Annotated in this window: 14 protein-coding genes and 2 tRNA genes; 5 read left to right on the top strand and 11 right to left on the bottom strand. The window is 40.2% G+C overall.

What is annotated here, in order from left to right:
- Nucleotides 1-8: 8 nt before the first annotated feature.
- From AC5YCD_RS00590 to greB, 4 genes are all read right to left on the bottom strand, one after another.
- A complete protein-coding gene (locus tag AC5YCD_RS00590) occupies nucleotides 9-2,771 on the bottom strand; it encodes a M16 family metallopeptidase (RefSeq protein ID WP_496128186.1) in 2,763 nt (920 codons plus the stop codon).
- Nucleotides 2,772-2,925: 154 nt separating this feature from the next.
- Nucleotides 2,926-3,016 (bottom strand) — tRNA-Ser (locus AC5YCD_RS00585).
- Nucleotides 3,017-3,192: 176 nt separating this feature from the next.
- Nucleotides 3,193-3,283, bottom strand: a tRNA-Ser gene (locus tag AC5YCD_RS00580).
- A gap of 95 nt (nucleotides 3,284-3,378) precedes the next feature.
- Nucleotides 3,379-3,867 (bottom strand): transcription elongation factor GreB, encoded by a 489-nt coding sequence (gene greB / locus AC5YCD_RS00575; protein WP_496128185.1) that lies wholly within the window; start codon nucleotides 3,865-3,867, stop codon nucleotides 3,379-3,381.
- A 359-nt stretch (nucleotides 3,868-4,226) separates the two neighbouring features.
- On the opposite strand from greB, the gene AC5YCD_RS00570 reads away from it, so the two are divergent.
- Nucleotides 4,227-5,339 carry an MltF family protein gene (locus tag AC5YCD_RS00570; RefSeq protein ID WP_496128184.1) on the top strand — a complete coding sequence of 371 codons (1,113 nt, stop codon included), beginning with the start codon at nucleotides 4,227-4,229 and terminating at the stop codon, nucleotides 5,337-5,339.
- Nucleotides 5,340-5,386: 47 nt separating this feature from the next.
- Here the strand turns inward: AC5YCD_RS00570 and AC5YCD_RS00565 are convergent, their stop codons facing one another.
- Both AC5YCD_RS00565 and ttcA read right to left on the bottom strand, forming a co-directional pair.
- Nucleotides 5,387-5,770, bottom strand: a complete 384-nt coding sequence (locus AC5YCD_RS00565) for an SCP2 sterol-binding domain-containing protein (RefSeq protein ID WP_496128183.1) — start codon at nucleotides 5,768-5,770, stop codon at nucleotides 5,387-5,389.
- Between the two features lie 137 nt (nucleotides 5,771-5,907).
- Nucleotides 5,908-6,831: a tRNA 2-thiocytidine(32) synthetase TtcA gene (gene ttcA / locus AC5YCD_RS00560; protein ID WP_496128182.1), complete on the bottom strand. Its 924-nt coding sequence runs from the start codon at nucleotides 6,829-6,831 to the stop codon at nucleotides 5,908-5,910.
- 494 nt (nucleotides 6,832-7,325) lie between these two features.
- Between ttcA and AC5YCD_RS00555 the strand changes: the two genes are divergently transcribed.
- Nucleotides 7,326-8,186, top strand: coding sequence for a lytic transglycosylase domain-containing protein (locus tag AC5YCD_RS00555; RefSeq protein ID WP_496128181.1), 861 nt, complete (start codon nucleotides 7,326-7,328; stop codon nucleotides 8,184-8,186).
- A 123-nt stretch (nucleotides 8,187-8,309) separates the two neighbouring features.
- Nucleotides 8,310-9,215 carry a protease HtpX gene (gene htpX, locus AC5YCD_RS00550; protein ID WP_496128180.1) on the top strand — a complete coding sequence of 302 codons (906 nt, stop codon included), beginning with the start codon at nucleotides 8,310-8,312 and terminating at the stop codon, nucleotides 9,213-9,215.
- 42 nt (nucleotides 9,216-9,257) lie between these two features.
- Here htpX and AC5YCD_RS00545 read toward each other — a convergent pair whose 3' ends face one another.
- From AC5YCD_RS00545 to AC5YCD_RS00535, 3 genes are all read right to left on the bottom strand, one after another.
- A complete protein-coding gene (locus tag AC5YCD_RS00545) occupies nucleotides 9,258-9,812 on the bottom strand; it encodes a DUF4112 domain-containing protein (protein ID WP_496128527.1) in 555 nt (184 codons plus the stop codon).
- A gap of 84 nt (nucleotides 9,813-9,896) precedes the next feature.
- Nucleotides 9,897-11,228 (bottom strand): magnesium transporter, encoded by a 1,332-nt coding sequence (gene mgtE / locus AC5YCD_RS00540; RefSeq protein ID WP_496128179.1) that lies wholly within the window; start codon nucleotides 11,226-11,228, stop codon nucleotides 9,897-9,899.
- A 95-nt stretch (nucleotides 11,229-11,323) separates the two neighbouring features.
- Nucleotides 11,324-14,422, bottom strand: coding sequence for a multidrug efflux RND transporter permease subunit (locus AC5YCD_RS00535; RefSeq protein WP_496128178.1), 3,099 nt, complete (start codon nucleotides 14,420-14,422; stop codon nucleotides 11,324-11,326).
- 198 nt (nucleotides 14,423-14,620) lie between these two features.
- Between AC5YCD_RS00535 and AC5YCD_RS00530 the strand changes: the two genes are divergently transcribed.
- A complete protein-coding gene (locus tag AC5YCD_RS00530; protein ID WP_496128177.1) occupies nucleotides 14,621-15,754 on the top strand; it encodes a glycerophosphodiester phosphodiesterase in 1,134 nt (377 codons plus the stop codon).
- A 55-nt stretch (nucleotides 15,755-15,809) separates the two neighbouring features.
- Here the strand turns inward: AC5YCD_RS00530 and AC5YCD_RS00525 are convergent, their stop codons facing one another.
- Nucleotides 15,810-17,429: a YadA C-terminal domain-containing protein gene (locus AC5YCD_RS00525; RefSeq protein WP_496128176.1), complete on the bottom strand. Its 1,620-nt coding sequence runs from the start codon at nucleotides 17,427-17,429 to the stop codon at nucleotides 15,810-15,812.
- Nucleotides 17,430-17,989: 560 nt separating this feature from the next.
- Between AC5YCD_RS00525 and AC5YCD_RS00520 the strand changes: the two genes are divergently transcribed.
- Nucleotides 17,990-18,373, top strand: coding sequence for a hypothetical protein (locus AC5YCD_RS00520; protein ID WP_496128175.1), 384 nt, complete (start codon nucleotides 17,990-17,992; stop codon nucleotides 18,371-18,373).
- A gap of 340 nt (nucleotides 18,374-18,713) precedes the next feature.
- Here AC5YCD_RS00520 and groL read toward each other — a convergent pair whose 3' ends face one another.
- Nucleotides 18,714-20,348, bottom strand: coding sequence for a chaperonin GroEL (gene groL, locus AC5YCD_RS00515; protein WP_496128174.1), 1,635 nt, complete (start codon nucleotides 20,346-20,348; stop codon nucleotides 18,714-18,716).
- Nucleotides 20,349-20,371: the final 23 nt, after the last annotated feature.

The raw sequence follows: 20,371 nt of genomic DNA, 5'->3' as shown, positions 1-20,371 counted from the left end.
TGCCTTATTTATTCAGGCTTGCCATATTGATCTGCCATCACTTCTATTAACTGCTCGGGCTGAATATAAGTTTGAATAACACGATGAATATCTTTGGTGGTGAGTTTAGCAAAAGCTTGATCACGCTGGATTCGGCTTTGCATATTTTCATCATGCTCTAGTTGACTGGTTAACATTTTGTGAATATTACGTTCATCTTCCAAATTGGTTACGCGACGTTTTAAAATGGCGGCTTTGGCTTCTTCTAGCTCTTGCGCTGTCACTCCATTTTGAATTAACTCACGCAAAACTTGATGTATGGCTTTTGAAACTTGCTGTGCTTGGCCTGCAGAATAATTCGCTGCAATCGTTAAAGCCCCTGACTTCACCTCTCGATGAGTATTTAAGCTACTACTAAAGCCATACACCAAACCATTTTTTTCACGTAATTGTTTAGCAAGACGTGAGGAAAGCTGTGAATGACCTAAAATATGATTAAACACTGTGAATGCAGGTGAATCGGGATCTTCACTACTCAGTGGTAAAGTTAACATCGCTACATAACTGCCAAATTCACGCGGTTCCGCAAAAAGATGATGTTGCTGTGCGGTATAGGCTTTATAACGCGGCAACACACGAGCAAATGAGCTCTGCCCCGGCCAGTAGCCTAACTCTTTTGCCAAGAATTGCTGCATAGTATTGGGATTAAACTCACCCGTCACCGCTACTTGTGCCTGCTGTAAATTAAAAAACTCCTGATAAAAAGCTTTCACTTGAGCATTACTGGCCTTTTTTAACTGCGCTTTACTGAGTTCAGGCTCGAAATGATAACGCATATCTCCGGGTTGATATTGTTCTAGAATTTGACCCAGTTTTAAAGCAACCACCGTATCAGGTTCAGTATAAGCGCGATCTAACATGGCAAGACTTTGCTGACGAATCAGTTCAAACTCTTTCTCTTCAAATTTGGGCTGTTTTAAGTTATCTAAAATAAATTTGAAATAATCGGCAAAATACTCTTTTTTGGCAGACACCTGAATGGTAAAACTATTACTACTGCTTGATACATTTGCACGGCCACTGACACGAATAGACTCATCAATCAGTTTTTGACGTTCATACTGTTCTGAACCACGCAAGAGTAAGTAGGCTGTCAGGCCAATCAACTCACTGCGGTTAAATAAACTCTCTGCGTTACCAAAATCTATAGAAATGGTGGCATAGGTTTTATCATCACGCGTGGTGGTTGGAAACAATGCATATTTAACACCGTTCTCTAAACGACCACGCTCAATTTGTTGATCCACCTGATTAAGCTTCAGTTTTGCAGTTTTCACATAACTTTTAACTTCAGTTTTATAGGTTTTTACGTCTTTGAATGCCACCTCAGGTACATCTTGCTGATCTAAGGTTTTGGCTGGAGTAGTCGCTTTTTGCGTTGCCGCTTGTTTTTGCTCTTCAGGTGTCGGGGTAATCGTCGCACTTATCCGATTCTTAGCACTTAAAAACTGATTGAGACTTTGATTTACTGTATTAACATCTAAAGCTTGTAATTTCTCTTGATCACTAAAGAAAGCTTGCCATTGCCCTTCACGATCCACCACATAATGACTTATTAGACCCAACATTGCTGCTGAGCTTTTTAAGATATTTTCCACACCATTTTTTTGCATGTCTTTAATACGTTGCAATTCAGTATGATTAAAACTTGCTGGAGAGTGTTCAACTTGCGCAAGTAAGCTAGTCTGCACCGCTTTAGCATCATGCTGCGGTGAATAGACTGCTGCCATGACACTGACATTACGTTCTTGATCGCTTGCATCTAAAGCCATGACCCCAGTAGCAATGCCTGATTCAACCAAAGGTGCGTATAATTTGCCTGTCGGTTCTAAACTATATAAATAAGGTGCAAACGATAAGGCATAACTTAAAGTTTGATCCTTAGGCTGCATGTAAAAATTCACCTGTAGATAGTCACTGCCTTTTGCGACACTAAACTGACGTTGCTGTATATTATTTAAATCAAATTTTATTTTGGCCGCCGCGGCTGGCAAAGCACGTTTGGCAATTGGACTAAATTGTTGATCAATCTGCTTTAATACTGCAGCTTTATCAAATTTACCTGTCATGACCAATACCGCATTATTGGGTGCATACCAATCTTGGTAATATTGCTGCAAATCAGGCAAAGTAATCGATTCAAGCTCTTTAAGATCACCAATGGGTAAACGCCCCAAATGTTGATTGCCGTAGGCTGATTTGACCATTTGATCCATCAGTACTGCCATGGGTTGATCTAAACGTATTTCACGCTCACGTTTAACAATATCAATTTCACCGGCAATCCATTTTTCTTGCAAAACCAAGTTGTGCATACGCTCGGCTTCTAGATGCAAAATCTCATTCACTGCTTTTTGTTCAGCACGAATCACATTGCTATACTGGGTTGAATAGTAACTGGTACTGGCATTGTTAGAGAGTGTATGCTGATTAAGACGACGTTGAAATTCTGCACCTGCAACCGCCTTGGTGCCTTTAAATGCCAAATGCTCAAGTAAATGTGCTAAGCCACCCTTGCCTTGTGGGTCATTGAGTGAGCCTGTTAAATAAATGGTATTCATATAGACACGGCTTTCTTTGGGATTTTCTGCCAAAATCACCCGCATACCATTTTTAAGTTGATATTCTTCGATGTTATGCGCTGAATGTAAAAGTACTGGTGTTGCTCCGACGGTCATACTGCCGGCGAGCAGCCATAAAGACACAGACAACTGTTTAATGCGCATTAACATAAATTAGACCTAATCATAGTAAATTTTTATTCTCATTTTTTATGAGAAAAATAAAGTAATGATAATTATTCACATTTATATTGGCTTGTCTACTTTTACAGCAGAATCGAGATATAAAAAAAATCCCCAATCATTGATTGGGGATTTTTGAATTTGGCGGAAGCGGTGAGATTCGAACTCACGGAGGGGTATAAGCCCTCGTCGGTTTTCAAGACCGGTGCATTAAACCGCTCTGCCACGCTTCCATGTGCGCTATCATATAAAGATTTTTTAAATTTGGCAAACCATTTTTAGCAAGCTTGCTGATTTTTACAGCAAAAAATGCTTCAAAAGTAAACATTTGAGTTTTTAGATAAGTTTTGCCCTATTTAACACATTTTGAAAAAAAAATCCTCAATCATTGATTGAGGATTTTTGAATTTGGCGGAAGCGGTGAGATTCGAACTCACGGAGGGGTATAAGCCCTCGTCGGTTTTCAAGACCGGTGCATTAAACCGCTCTGCCACGCTTCCATGTGCGCTATCATATAAATATTCTGTTGGCTTGGCAAATATTTTTTCACTATTTTTCGGCTATTTGCACAAAATTCCGGCAAAAAATACGTTATTTAGCAATTTTTAGGCATGTCATAGCGAATTTGATTAATGTACCAAACTTTTTTACCCAAAGGCGTGACTACCGTCACCTCGTCATCAACTTGTTTGCCCAATAATGCGCGAGCCATGGGCGAATCAATCGAAATATGCTGTGGATGGTGATCATAAATTTCATCCACGCCCACAATTCTTAAAGTTTTAACTTCACCTGCTTCGTTTTCAATTTCAACCCAAGCACCAAAATAAACCTTCCCCAATTGCTGCTCAGAAAAGTCGATAATCTTAAGTTCTTCTAAACGCTTGCCTAAGTAACGTACACGGCGATCAATCTTACGTAACAGCTGCTTATTATACTGATAATCGGCATTTTCTGAGCGATCACCAAGGCTTGCAGCCCAATTGACTTTTTTAGTGATTTCAGGCCGTTCTTGATGCCAAAGCTGCTGTAACTCAGCCACCAGTTTGTCATGCCCAGCACGGGTAATCAGATTAGATTTCATAGAAAATTGACAATCAGATGTATGTAAATTTAAAACATTTTTGTCGACCTTATAACAGAAAAACACAAATCCGCAAAATTTAAAATTTTATATTATTAAAAATCAACAACTTAAAAATTATATTTTATTTATTTTTTCAGCAAAATTTGACAAGGCGGATTTTCACATTTATTATGCCGCCATGTTTATTTATTGTCCATTTTTTAATCACTGTAGTTTTTCTACACAATTTTCAATTTTTCCCATGTCATTTTGAATGACGTTCATGACTGCCCACCCCGAATTGAATTTATCACTCTTGACCAAGTGAAGGCTTTGCTTTGACTTGACGGGCATAAATTACTTGTAGCGGAGACAACATGCACAGTAGTTCAACCTCAGGCGCGAGGCTTAGCCTTAAATCTGTTACTTCCTCTCTTCCAGTAAAAGCACTTGCACTTGCAACAGCCATTATTCCGTTTCACAGCATTAACGCCAGCAAAGCGCATCAATATGATCAAGTTGTGAATCAGAAAAAACTTACCGTGGTCAGTGTGGCCAACCCAACGACTGTATTTGAAGATGGTCGTCATTTACATGGTTTTGGTTATGATTTGGTACGTAACTATGCCAACAGTTTAAATGTAAAGCTTGATTTTAAAGTGGTGCAGGATAATGCCACTGCTTTAAAATGGGTGGCGCAAGGTAAAGCCAATTTTGCCATGACCACTGCGAGTGTTTCGAGCATTGAGCAAAAAAAACTGACTTCTTTTTCAGCCAGTTGTGGTGATTTATCTAGCTTACAGAGCAATGGCTTAAATACCGAATTGAACTGGGTATTTAAACAAGCGGACGATCCATTATCTGAAACCGCCAACGGCTTTGTTTGCCGTGCTAAACAAAGTGGTTCAATGCGTCAGTTAGCCTCTTTTTATAACCGCAATGTAGTCAAACCTGAAACATGGCGTGTTATTCAGCGCGATTTGAAAAATCGTATGCCAATTTATAAGACCAACTTTACCCAAACGGCTCAACAATATGGCCTAGATTGGCACTTATTGGCAGCCATTGGTTATCAAGAGTCATATTTAAAGCCCAATTCAGTTTCGCCTACAGGCGTGCGTGGCTTAATGATGTTGACCAATAACACGGCTAAAGCGATGGGCGTCAGTAACCGTACTGATCCAAAGCAAAGCATTCAAGGTGGTGCGAAGTATTATGATCAAATGCTGAGTCGTTATAGCCATATTCCTTTCCCAGATCGTAACTGGTATGCCTTAGTCGCTTATAACATGGGACCGGGTGCTGTGGCTGGAATTCAGAAAAAAATCCGTGCTCAAGGCAAGGATCCGAATAACTGGGTAAATTTATATGCCTATTTAGATCGTAACAAAGCCAGCAATGGTCGTTACCGTCAAGCAGTACAATACGTGACCCGTATTCGTGCTTATTTAGAGCATATTAAAACCACACCACAATTGGTCAATATCTAAAAAAAAAGCTTAACCCGAGGGTTAAGCTTTTTTTATTGCAACATGCGTTAAGCAGTAGCTGCTAAAATATTTTTGAATAAGGCTTTTTGTTCAGCACTTGGTTTTGCGGTTTGTAGAGCCATCAGTTGTGACATATCACCTTGTACTTTAATCTTACCGGTCATAAACGCTTGCATGGCTGCCGTCATATCAAACTCTAAAAACACTTTACGTAAGGTTTCACCATCCATCGTTAAAGTGGTTTTGGCTTGTTCAGCGAGACCTTTTTGCAGCTTACCACCTGCCAGTGCAAGTTCTGTCGTACCGGCTGCATCATTGACAATTAAGTTGATGGCTAAGGCATTTAACGCAGGAGGTAAATTCAGCTCGCCCGCCTGTGCTGTTAATGATTCTACTGTTGCAAACCAATCATCCGTTAAAAACGCTGGCATGTCTCATCCTCAATTATTTCTGTTATTGCTAAAATGGTTTTACTCTTTTATAGCATGTAATCACCTATTTAGCCCATGCTTTTTTTAAGATAAAAAAATAGGTGTCATCAAGACACCTATTGATTGAAGCCTATTACTTATTCAGCAGCAAAGCCTAGGTTCACCATAGTAATACGTTTACTTGCGCCTTCTGTTTCATCTACTGTACACGTACCTTTAAAGTCAAATTCACGTTCGCTATCTAAAGCTTCAAAGTCAAATAAGTCACGGTCGGCCAGTTGCGATGGTGAAACGTTTTGTAGTGCACCAAAAATGCTGTGTAGACGTTTTGGATGCTCTTTATCCCATTGACGTAACATGTCATTAAGCATGGCACGCTGTAAATTCTCTTGTGAACCACATAAATTACATGGAATGATTGGGAACTTACGCATCTCTGCGTATTTAATAATATCTTTTTCTTCCACATAGGCCAGTGGACGAATCAAGATGTTCTTTTTGTCTGAAGACAAGAGTTTTGGTGGCATTGCTTTTAAGCTACCACCATGGAACAAGTTCAAGAAGAAAGTCGCTAAAATATCATCACGATGATGCCCTAACGCCACTTTGGTCGCGCCAATTTCTTGAGCAAAGCCATATAACGAGCCACGGCGTAAACGTGAACATACCGCGCAGTACGTTTTACCTTCTGGAGTCAGCTTTTTAGTAATACTGTAAGTGTCTTTTTCTAAGATATAGTACGGAATGTTATTTTCTTCTAAATAACGCGGCAGTACATCTTCTGGGAAACCTGGTTGCTTTTGGTCAAGATTGACTGCAATCACATCAAAGTTAATCGGTGCAATACGCTTAAACTGCAACAAGATATCAAGTAAGGTATAACTGTCTTTACCACCTGAAATACACACCATGACTTTGTCGCCATCTTCGATCATTTTAAAATCACGAATAGCATGACCGACCTGACGGCGTAATTTTTTCAAAAGACGATAGTACGCAGAGCTGGTTGGGAGTTCTGGCTTAAAATTAAAGCCTTGATTGGACTCAACTGGCGAGAACATAGACGAGATTAACCCATAAATACAAATAACGCGGAATTTTAGCCGATTCAAGCTTAAAGCGCAGCAAAAGAATGTAAATTCTGCCCAAATGCAAGTGCTGTCATCAAATTGTCGCTAAAGGGTTGATAAATTAATCAATCTAATATTTTTGCAACAAAATTTTGCTCAACACAGTTGTTCGACACACTTTTCCACAAAAGCTGTGGATAACTTTGTGGATTCTCTAACACTTGACAAGGTCTGCCGCCCATCTAATAAGGCTTCTATTTAAATTGATCATTTTTTGATCAATTTAATATTTGTTTTTAATCAATAACTTAAATATGTCAAGTCGATGAAAATAAAAAAAAATTAATTTTTTTTTATTTCTGAGCTGCTGTTTTAACACCCGTTTTTATAAACAACTTAATAATTAAACAATCAAGAGCTTTCGTGATGGATTTTTTTTGCTAAACTGAAGGCTATTGTTTGGGGACAGATTTTAAATTACTACAATGAAAATCGACTTCGCCATTTTGGGGATGTGTACAACTGTGGTGAGCTTATGCTGGAGTAGCTTCAGTTTTGCTGGGGAAACCATCTATCAACTCAAAGATCAGAACGGCACCACTTTATTAACCAATAAACAGACCAAGTACACACATTTAAAGGTTGAGAAAAAGACCTTCTATCCTGACAGTAATATTCATTCTTATGGTAATTATGGCGCTAACGAAGCGGCAGTAGCCCCGAGTCAAAGTCGGAATAAAAATGCCTTTGATCATATTATTCAACAAGCCGCGCAGACACATGGCGTTTCTGCAGGTTTAATTAAAGCTGTCATGCACACCGAATCAGGATTTAATGTACATGCACGCTCCCCTGTCGGTGCACAAGGTTTAATGCAACTGATGCCAGCCACAGCTAAACGTTTTAATGTCTCTAATGCCTATGATCCGCAGCAAAATATTATGGCGGGTGCTAAATATTTAGCCTGGCTACTCAAACGCTTTAATGGCAATACCTCTTTAGCACTGGCAGGCTACAACGCAGGTGAAGGGAATGTGCAAAAATACGGGGGTATTCCACCGTTTCGTGAAACCCAAGATTATGTACGCCGCGTCAATAGCCGCTATCAAAACCTATATGCGGGTGGCTTAACTAGCACGCCGCGCTCTGCGATTCAAAACGCTAGCCAAGCTCCACAAGGTGCAACAGTTATTGCTCAATCGAGCAACTATAGCCAAACTACCACCCCAAGCTATAGCCGTGAGGTGATTCGTTTAGCTGATGGCAGTTATACTGATCGTCCGGTACGTGGTTCATATAGTACAGGTCATGCGATTGCTTCAGCTTCGATTACTTTTGACAATTAATCCGATTTTTTTGCTCAAGTTTGGTTATTTTTTCTTGAATTTTCAGCTCATTCACCGCATATTGAAAGATATGATTTTCATTCATAAATCAGATTATATTTTTACGATAAGAGGATTTTCTCAATGATGCGGATTGGTTTGTTCTTGCTAACCAACCTCGCGGTACTGGTTGTAGCTGGCATTATTTTGTCACTCTTCGGTGTCGGTAGTTACCATGGCGCGGGTGGCTTGAATCTAGGCAACCTGTTGGTGGTCTGTTTTGTGTTTGGTATGGTCGGCTCAATGATTTCGCTATTCATGTCGAAATGGATGGCTAAAAAGACCACAGGTACAGAACTGATTGACCCAAATGCACCTCGTAACCAAGCAGAAGTTTGGTTGTTACAAGAGGTTGCGCAGCTTTCTCAACGTGCTGGTATTAAGATGCCAGAAGTTGGTATTTTCCCATCTTATCAATCGAATGCCTTTGCAACCGGTTGGAACAAAAATGATGCTTTGGTTGCGGTTTCGACTGGTTTACTTGAGCGCATGAATAAAGATGAACTGCGTGCAGTATTGGCCCATGAGATCGGTCACGTTGCCAATGGCGACATGGTGACACTTGCCTTAGTACAAGGTGTAGTCAATGCCTTTGTCATGTTCTTTGCGCGTATTGTCGGTGACTTTATTGACCGTAACGTGTTTGGTCGTGAAGAAGGTGAAGCCCCTGGTCTTGCCTATTTTGCCATTACCATTGTACTCGATATTGTATTTGGTATTTTAGCCTCAGCCATCGTGATGTGGTTCTCGCGCTACCGTGAATACCGTGCCGATGAAGCAGGTGCACGCTTAGCTGGTAAACAAGCCATGATTTCTGCTTTACTTCGTTTACAAGCAGAAACTGAAATGCCAGATCAAATGCCAAAAGAAATGAAGGCATTCTCAATTTCAGCCGGTCAAGAACAAGGATTTAGCTTAGCCGCTTTATTCCAAACCCATCCGACCATTGAACAACGTGTAGCAGCTTTACAACAACTTGATTGTCCTTAATTGAAGTTGCTTGATTAAAAGGCCTCCTCTCTAGGGGGCTTTTTAATGGCCAAATATATTGATTAACCCAATCACGCCAAAATACAGTGCCACTAAAAAAACAATGATAAACAATGCACCAAGTAAATCAGGAATGTGCACCCAAAGCCAAGCCACAACAGGATGACGCCAAAACTTTGAATGTTGCTGCTTTTTTTCTAATTCTTCATGTAAAAATGGATGCACAATGTGATGATCGCTTTGGATTTGATATTCTTCGCGAATATGTTCATGCACCACATTTAAGGCTCTTTTACTCGGGCGAATAAAGACATCAAACACTGTACCCGCCACAGGAATAAAGCCAACCACTGCATCCATCACAGCCAATTTAATCACGGGATTAAGCTTATGCTGTGGCACGCCAATTTGGCGGGCCTTATAAATGGCATAACAGGTCAAAGCAAAACCGGCAAGATCTCCAGCCACAGGTAAGGTACTTAAAGCTGCATCAGCGCCTACGCCCTGTTTGGTAAATGGAATCCGCACCAATGAGTCCATCATAGTGGCAAATTTAGCCAAATCTCGCTCTAGGCGAATAACTTCTTGGCGTGACATTTTCGCTTGCTGTGCTGTTGGCATAGTGGACCTTGATGTATAAATGCTATTGAAAGCACATAAAAATGTATGGATTTCCTCAAGTTAAAATAACAGTTGCGAGGCGATAAATAAATACACCACTACGCCTGTTGCATCACAAATTGAGGTCACGAGTGGCCCTGAGGCACTGGCAGGATCAAGTTTAAGTTTGTTTAAAATAAACGGTAAGCTCATACCAATCAGTGCGCCTAACAACACAATGCCCATCATACTAAATGCCAAAACAACCGCCACCATGATATCACCGCGGATATAGCCTAAAATAGACACTGCAATGGCCATGGTAGCGCCTAAACATAGTGCCACTAAGCTTTCACGTCCAAGTAAGCCAAACCAGTCTTTAAGCTCCACATCTCCAGTGGCTAAAGCACGTACCATTAAGGTGGCAGATTGTGAACCAGCATTGCCGCCACTGCCCACCAGCAGCGGTAAGAAAAAGACTAATACAATATGCGTGGCGATAATCTCTTCAAAGTGGGCAATCCCTAGACCTGACAATAAACTCCCAAAGACTAAAATGACCAGCCAAAAGACACGTTTTTTATATAGGGTGAAAATTGAGGCATGTTTGAGGCTTAAACTGCCCTCATTTTGCACGGCGCTGCCCTTTAAAAAATCTTCATCAGTTTCAGCACGCATCACATCCATGGCATCATCATAGGTCACAATACCCACAAGACGTTGTTGTGCATCGACAATCGGCAAAGCCAAAAAATCATAATGTGCCAGTCGTCGAATCACCTGTTCTTGATCCTCTTCAACATGTGCATAAATTAGATCCTGACACATGGCCTCAGCAATCTTGATACTAGGCTCAGCCTGAATGATTTGTCGCAGTGAGATTACCCCTAACAACTGCTGTGCAACATCAACCACATAAATCAAATTTAAGGTTTCACGATCCGCAGCAACTTGGCGTAACGCCTCAATTGCTTGTTGTATACTCATATCGGGGGCAAGTGTGACAAAGTCAGAACTCATAATCGAGCCGGCTGAAAAATCAGGATAGGCGGTCAACTCACTGAGCTGTTGCTGTATCTGTGGTGGTAGATGTTTTCGTAGTTGTTGCTGTAAATCGGGCGCTAATAACTGATAAAGATCGGTCCGATCATCAGAATGCATCTGCTCTACAATGCCACTTAAATCTTGCACATGTAAATGCTGTGCCAATTGTACTTGCATAGCATGCGGTAAATGTTCAAAAATGCGGCCACGTTGTTGGCTGTTGCACAGTACTTGAATTTGCTCAGCCAAGCTTAATTCCGCTACAGCATCACTAATGGTTTGATGATGGCGTGTTGCAAAAAGCGTATCTAACTCGTTGGCTCGATCTTGCTTGAGACGCTGCAATATCTGTTGTTTTATATGATTCATCGCAATTTTTTAGCATTGTTTAACTTTATTCAAACAGATTTTACCGCCCTTAGATAGCGATAAAAAAAGGGATGCTTGCGCATCCCTTTAAAGATTTACTCTGTTATTGGCTTTAGCTTGGTGTTGCGACGAATCAGTACATACATAAACGGAATAAAAATCAGTACCAATACAGTACCAAAAATCACACCGCCCAAAACACTGGTGCCAATTTCTTGACGGCTGGCTGCGCCTGCACCGCTGGCTAAGACTAATGGCACAATGCCGGCACCAAAGGCCAGTGAAGTCATCAAAATTGGACGTAACCGTAAACTTGCCCCCTCAATCGCCGCTTCTATCACATTGACTCCACGCGCTTGTGCCAATGCTGCAAATTCAGCAATTAAGATGGCATTTTTACACGATAGACCAATGGTGGTGAGTAAGGCAATTTGGAAATAAATGTCATTTGGAAAACCTGCCAAATAACTAAAAATCATATTACCACCAACACCCAATGGAATTGCGGTCATCACAGCGGCAGGAATTGACCAACTTTCATATAAAGCTGCAAGGCATAAGAAAATAAAGCCAATTGAGATCAGATATAACCACATAGCTTGATTACTAGAGCGTTGTTCCTCAAAAGATAGACCGCTCCATGACAGGTCAACACCGCCTAAGTCATCAATCATATTTTGAATATCCAACATGGCCTGACCGGTGCTGCTATTTTTAGCCCGATCAGCCTCCATCTCTAACGCAGAGTAGCCCATATAACGATTCACCACTTCAGGACCACCGCTCCAACTTAAAGTAGAGAAATTGCTAAATGGCACCATTTGGTTATGGCTGTTACGCACCGACCACTGGGCTAAATCTTCAGGTGTAGCACGAAATTCTGCATCACCTTGCATAATCACCCGTTTAATGCGCCCACGATCAATAAAGTCATTAATGTAGTTACCGCCCCATGCCGCTGATAAAGTCGAGTTAATCGCATTTTGGGTTAAGCCTGCTGCCATCGCTTGCTTTTGGTCAATGCTGACGTTGAGCTCGGCTTTTTCAGGATTAGATTTTTTATCCAAATTTTCAAAACTGTTATAGTGATGTGCTTGGCTTTGTAACTGTGTAAATTGCGCATCTAAATATTGACGACCTTGCCCTTCAACATCACGTAGCCAAAAACTCAACCCATCCGTTTGGCCTAAACCATTGACTGATGGCGGCAGCATCATATTAATTTGTGCATTAGGATGCGCTTTAAAATGCGCCAATGCACGTTCGCGAATTGCTTGAGCAGAATTCTCTTGACCACGGCGTTCATCCCAATGTTTTAATGCAATGAAACCTTGGGCCAAATGTTGTCCTGAACCCGAGAAGTTACGCCCATAACGCAGCATGACCAGATTAACATTGTCTTTTTCTTGACTTAAGAAATACTCACGAATTTCTTCGCCCACTTCACGGGTTTTAGATAAAGGTGCACCATCTTGTAATTTAAGCTGCACACTCAAAATCCCTTGGTCTTCACTGGGAATAAAACTGGTGGGTAAAGCGCGGTAAAATAAGGCAAATACGCCAAGTAGACCGATAAATACCACCAAGGTAATGAGCTTATATTGAATCGTAGCGCGCGCTAAGGCTAAATAGCGCTGTTTTAGCTTGTCTAATGTTTGATTAAACCAGATTGCCCATTTGGCTTGCTTGGTTTGAGGTTTTAAAATTAAGGCACATAAAGCAGGCGTTAAAATTAATGCCACAGCCAATGATAAGCTCATGGCCGCTACCAATGTAATGGAGAACTGGCGGTAAATGACCCCCGTCGATCCGCCAAAAAATGCCATTGGAATAAATACAGCAGTTAAAACCAAAGTAATTCCGACCAAGGCGCCGCTAATTTCCTGCATCGATTCAATAGCAGCTTGCTTGGCCGTCATGGCTTGTTCATGCATCAAACGTTCTACGTTCTCGACCACCACAATTGCATCATCTACCAACAAGCCAATCGCAAGTACCAAGGCAAATAAGGTAAGCGTATTAATACTCATCCCGAGCAGATATAAAATTGCCATGGTACCTAAAATCACCACAGGCACCGTAATGGTGGGAATTAAGGTGGCACGCCAATTTTGTAAGAAGATGAACATCACGATCACCACCAAAATAATCGCCTCAAATAAGGTTTTTACTACCTCTTTCATCGACTCTTTCACAAATGGGGTGTTATCGCGTGGATAAACGATCTTATATCCTTCAGGCAGTTGTTTTCTTAAGCGCTCCACCTGTTGGTCAATCAATGCTGCGGTGGCAATCGCATTGGCACCTGAAGACAAGGAAATCCCCATCCCCGCCGATGGATAACCATTAATGGTGTTATAAGATTGGTAATTTTCTGCACCAAGTTCAATACGGGCCACATCTTTTAAGTAAACAAACTCACCATTTTGGCTAGATTTTAAAATAATCTCTTCAAATTCTTTTACGGTGCGTAAACGACTCCCTGAGGTGACTTTGGCATTGAGATATTGTTCAGTTGCTGTTGGTAATTCACCAATGGCACCGGCAGCCACTTGTGTATTTTGCGCTTCAACGGCTGCCCGAATATCGCTTGGTATTAAATTATATTGGCGCAGTTGATGCGGGTTAAGCCAAATACGCATGGCATATTGCGAGCCAAATACGTCAACCTCACCGACACCATCAACGCGTGCTAACTCTTGTTCCAAATGGGTCAGCATATAATCCGACAACGCAATGTTGCTGCTTTTGGCGGTTTCATCATATAGACCAATTACCATATGGGTGTCGCCTAAGGATTTAAAGACATTAACCCCTTGGCGTTTTACATCTTCAGGTAAACGATTAAGTGCGCCATTAATGGCATTTTGCACTTGCACTTGAGCTGTATCTGGGTCAGTACCGTTTTCAAAACTAATGCTAATTCGTGCCCGCCCGGAGGCATCACTACTCGAACTAAAATATAATAAATTATCTAAGCCCTTGATTTGTTGCTCAAGAACTTGGGTAACACTTTCTTCTACTGTTTCTGCTGAAGCACCACTATAGGTTGTAGCGACAGTAATACGGGGCGGTGCAATATCAGGGTAGCGTTCTACCGGCAAACTCATCACCGCGAATAAACCAAACGCCATCACAATAATGGCAAGCACCCCAGCAAAAATAGGTCGTTCAATAAAAAATCTAGAGAGCATGAGGATTCTGTAACATGCTGATTACAGCACTATAAAAAGAGGCAAATGAGAATAAATATTGTCTGTCTATTGACTAAAACACAAGCAAAATCTGAGTACTGATACAATTATGAAGAAATCATGAAGATTGTCTTCTTGTCATGTGGTTTTAAAGTTTGACTGCCACACTTAACTTTCCAATATAAATTTGAGCAAATGATGAGAATAAAAATTTGTCTAGCAATGGGTCTATTTGTCCTTGCCGGCTGTAATGATGATAATAAAACCAGTCACAGTCCTGCGTTGCCAGAATATCAAGCCCCTAAACTTATTATTGTTGGGCATCGTGGTGCGAGTGGTTCACGTCCTGAACACACTTTAGCAGCCTATCAAAAAGCGATTGACGATGGCGCAGATTTTATTGAACCAGACTTAGTTCCGACCAAAGATGGTTATTTGGTTGCTAGACATGAAAGTGAAATTAAAGACACCTCCAACATTGACCTCTTTCCACAATATGCCGATCGTTACCAAACCAAGGTGATTGATGGTGTGAGTTATACAGGCTGGTTTACCGAAGACTTTACCCTCAATGAATTGCAACAGCTCAAAGCACGTGAACGTATTCCAGATGTGCGCCCTAGCAACACCCAATATAATGACCTTTATGATATTCCAACTTTAGAACAAATTATTGAATTGGCCGATGCGCATTATCGTAAAACTGGCAAAATCATTGGGCTCTACATTGAAACAAAACATCCTAGCTACTTCGCCAGTTTAAATTTGGCCATGGAAGATAAGCTACTGAGTACGCTTGCCAAATATGAATATACCCGTGATATTGCGCCAGTCTACTTGCAGTCATTTGAAGTCACCAACTTACAATATCTCAATGAACAACTAGAACGTCATAAAACACTAAAACATAGCAAAATTGTGCAGCTCTATAGCAATAAAGATAGCCAACCTGCCGATTATGCATTGCAGGGGGTCAATAAGCGCTATGCAGACTTAGCAACCCCTGAAGGACTAAAGTTTGTGGCAAGTTATGCTGATGGCGTAGGTCCAAGCAAAACCTACATTTTACCCAACAAACAACCTGCCACCCCAACTTCCTTTGTGCAAGATGCCCATCAATATGGTTTAAAGGTGCATCCTTATACGCTACGTTCAGAAAACAATTTCTTACCTGATTATTTAGATTGCAGTAGCAATCCAGCCGAGTACTGCGAAACAGGTGCCTTAAAAGAATTTGAATTATTTTTTAAAGCCGGTGTAGACGGGGTATTTACTGATGATCCAGCTCTAGGTCGCAAAGCTGCAGATTTATTTCTAGCAAACCATCCTTAAAAAAAATCCCCGCAACATGCGGGGATTTTTTAATCTTATATATGTGCGGGATAAATTATTTACCACCAAACACATAAGCTACACCTAAACGACCGCCAACTTCACCATTACCTGCAGCACCCAATGCAGCACTTAATGAAGTACGCCCGTCAGCAAGCACACCTGCTAAGCCTAATGCACCAGCAGATTCACCTTCATAGTGACCGACACCACCAAATACAGCAAACTGGCCTGCGCCAATATTTGGAATTTGTTGTTGTGCTGCTAAGGCAATCGCAATACCGCGGTAAGCAGTTTCTTCTACATCATCAATACGTTTGTTTAAACGTGCTGCCGTAGAACCAAACGCTCCAATTTGCGCATCTGTATACGCATTTGCTGAAGCCAATACTTTGACATCTTCTGCTTTAGCAGCGTCTAAAGTTTTTGCATCTTCAGCTTTAGCAAAGTCTTGTGCTGCCGTTAATGTCTCACTGGCTTTTGTATCACTATAATAACGTGACGTTTCTTGGGTTGTTAGGATGGCTTGATCTAAACGTGAAACTTCAGACGTTACTTTATTGTCGATAATTGTGACATTATCGTCTAAGCGTTTTACTTCTACATCTAAATTTGTAACTGTTGCACCTACCCCATCAATACGATCGTCTAAACGCACAACTTCATTATCTACCTTAGTTTGTAAAGTATTTAATTCGTCTTTACTCGCTTTTTCATCCAAAGTTTTTTGCAGATCTTTTCCAGCTAAAATAAGCTTCTCTGTTACAATTTCTTTGGCTGATAAATTATCAGTAGTAATTTGACCTGCTTCAATTATGGTCTGAGTTTGGCCTAAGCTATTTTTATCAAGGATAACTAATTTATCGTTCGTCAATGTTGAGGATTGCTCTGTACCTGCTACATGGTCAATTTCCTTAACTTCTACTCCATATGATGGCTTATGGTCTTGTAAGCCTTTAGCATCCACACCTGTCTGATTAGCTAAAGAAATATCACCTACTGTAATTAGCTGTGATTCTTTTTCTATTGGAAGAGAATTATCATCCCATTCTGCAAAACTACCACTTAATGTAGGAATACCAGAGTAACCACCATCGCGACTATCATTGACTAAATTCCCTTGACCATATTTATATTGCTCTTCGCTTAGAGTTTTATAGCCATATTGCAAAAAATTACTATCTACAACTTTAATTTCTTTTGCACTATCATATGAGTGCTCTTCTTTTAAAGAAAGTCCTGCCAAAACACGATCGTAATTGCTTTCATCAACACCATCAATTTCATTACCTACACTAAATGACAAATGTGGTACATTAACACCGTTAATATTTTGTGTAGTTTCGTTTATATTTTCTATCTCAAAATATTGAGCATTGTTACTTCCTAAAGATGTAACTTTAAGAAAGTATTCATTATTTGAGCTTTTGTACAACTCATTTAAAATACTCGTTTCTTGATTTGAATTAGAGTTAATAATATTACTTTGAGATCCCAAGTCAACAAATTGGTGTGATGAATAGTCTCGATCCCCCCACCAACCATCAACAGTAGATTGCCAATCTGGTTGACTCGTTTGCCAACTAGACCAATCAAGTGTCGCAGCTTGAAGATTAGAAGTTAATGCCAATGCTAATGTTAATGCTGATAATTTAGAAGCAGTTTTAATTTTCATAAAGTTCTCCGATTATTATAAAAAGCCTGGTTTACCCTAGGACTTTGTAAACCAGTAAAACGTTGGGCACCGCCAAAGCCTATAAAAGCAGCAACCCGAACAATCCTCTGATGGATGCAGACATAATAATCAAACAAAAACTTACATATCAATCAATATTTGATTTAAATATAAAATAATAATTTATTTTTAATATAAAATTCTGTTAAACACATCACAATCTTTTGATATGTAAAAAAGTAAATTTCATGCTTTATTAAGAAAATAACAGCACCCGAATGTAAAATTACATTAGGATTAAATAATTCCCAGTCCCCAAAAAATAAAATTTAAAACTTTGTTTTTAAGCGATAAAAAATAAAATTACATTGAAAAAATAATTAAAATTTATTCAAAAATCGATTATTGCTAAATAATTACTACATTTTTAATCTATTTTATTTGCTATGCTAAGAATGTTCTCAAAGCAATGAAACGTAAAATTTCTCGTACAATAGTCCATATTGATTAATATGTATTTTGTATAAAATATAGTTCTATATGTGTTGTGTCAGTTTTACATGAGCAGTCAACAAGAAAAGCAGTTATTCTCAGAACGCTTAAAACAAGCGTTAACCCAAGCCGGTTATCCGATTAGTCCGACTTTTTTATCAACCGAATTTAACTACCGCTATGATGGTCAACCCATTAGCGTGCAATCAGCAAATAATTGGTTATTGGCTAAGGCTATCCCAAATCAGGATAAACTTGCTGTACTGTCCATTTGGTTAAATGTCTCCAACCAATGGCTACGCTTTGGTGATCAAGATGCAACGCATGCGACGCAAGCCGTCCTAGAAAAATCAAACGATGTAGATTTAGATTTCTTTTTAAAGTTTAAAAAATTATCCCATCAACAAAAGCAGATTTTAAAACAATTGCTTGATGAGTTTACGAAGTCTTAGCATGTGCAAGCAGCTGAATATATTTTTTTTGTTGTTCTTGATAGTATTGTATTAAATCTTCGTATTCTCGAATTTTACGATAGAGACGCTGCACTTCTTCTTTAGGTATTAATAGCATTTCTGGTTGTTTTATTTTATTGTTCATATGTATGAATAAGATTGACTTCTGATTAAATAATAAGCATTTGTTGTAACATAAAACAACCAAAAATACTAATAGAATTGTGACAAAAAACACACCTTAGTATGATTTGTAGAAATATTTAGCATTCATCTATTGAAATTAACATAAAAAAAATCCCCGCAATATGCGAGGATTTTTTTATGAATGAGAGATGACTTACATCATACCGCCCATACCACCCATACCGCCCATGTCAGGCATTGCAGGTTTGTCTTCTGGGATTTCAGTGATCATACATTCAGTTGTAAGCATTAGGCCTGCAACAGATGCAGCATGCTCTAAAGCAGAACGTGTTACTTTAGCAGGGTCAAGAATACCCATTTCTAGCATGTCGCCATACTCTGAAGTTGCAGCGTTGTAACCAAAGTTACCTTCACCGTTTTTCACTGCATTGATCACTACAGATGGTTCATCGCCAGAGTTTGCTACGATTTGACGTAAAGGCGCTTCAATAGCACGGCGTAAGATATTAATACCTACGTTTTGGTCATCGTTGGCACCTTTAACATCGTCAAGCGCTTTAGCAGCACGTACCAATGCCACACCACCACCTGCAACAACACCTTCTTCAACCGCAGCGCGAGTTGCGTGAAGTGCGTCGTCTACACGATCTTTCTTCTCTTTCATTTCAACTTCAGTTGCAGCACCGATTTTGATCACTGCAACGCCGCCTGCCAATTTAGCAACACGTTCTTGCAGTTTTTCTTTATCGTACTCAGAAGTCGATTCTTCGATTTGTGCACGGATTTGCGTAACACGCTCAGCGATTTGCGCAGCATCACCTGCACCATCCACAATCACAGTGTTTTCTTTAGATACGGTCACTTTGTGTGCAGTACCTAAATGATCCAGTGTAGTTTGCTCTAAAGACATACCAATTTCTTCAGAAATCACTGTACCGCCAGTTAAGATCGCGATGTCTTGTAACATTGCTTTACGACGGTCACCAAAACCAGGTGCTTTTACTGCACATACTTTAATGATGCCGCGCATGTTGTTCACAACAAGAGTTGCAAGCGCTTCGCCTTCAACATCTTCAGCAATAATTAAAAGTGGTTTACCCGTTTTCGCCACTGCTTCTAATACAGTGATTAATTCACGGATGTTGCCAACTTTTTTGTCTACTAAAAGAATGAATGGGTTTTCAAGTTCAGCAGTTAAAGTATCTTGTTTGTTAGCAAAGTATGGAGAGATATAACCACGGTCAAACTGCATACCCTCTACAACGTCAAGCGCATCTTCAAAGCCTGAACCTTCTTCAACAGTGATCACGCCTTCTTTACCTACGCGTTCCATTGCTTCAGCAATTAAACGGCCTACAGTCGTGTCAGAGTTTGCAGAGATCGAACCCACTTGCTCAATCGCTTTAGTATCTGATGCAGGTTTAGCAGTTGCTTTAATTTCAGCAACTAATGCTTTAACTGCAAGGTCAATACCACGCTTAAGATCCATTGGGTTCATACCAGCAGTCACTGATTTGATCCCTTCATTTAAGATCGCTTGCGCAAGTACAGTTGCAGTTGTTGTACCGTCACCTGCGATATCATTGGTTTTTGAAGACACTTCGCGTACAAGCTGTGCGCCCATGTTTTCAAATTTATCTTTTAATGTAATTTCTTTAGCAACAGAGACACCATCTTTAGTGATGTGCGGTGCACCGAAAGAACGGTCGATGACAACGTTACGACCTTTAGGACCTAAAGTCACTTTTACCGCATCGGCAAGTACGTTTACGCCTGCGATCATTTTTGCGCGAGCTGAATCACCAAATTTTACGTCTTTAGCTGACATGTTTTAACTCCAAATTTTTTAAA

The sequence above is a fragment of the Acinetobacter sp. CY05 genome (genome assembly GCF_059515805.1).
Note: the sequence above shows the minus strand (reverse complement) of the source record. Positions and strands in the feature narration are given on the sequence as shown.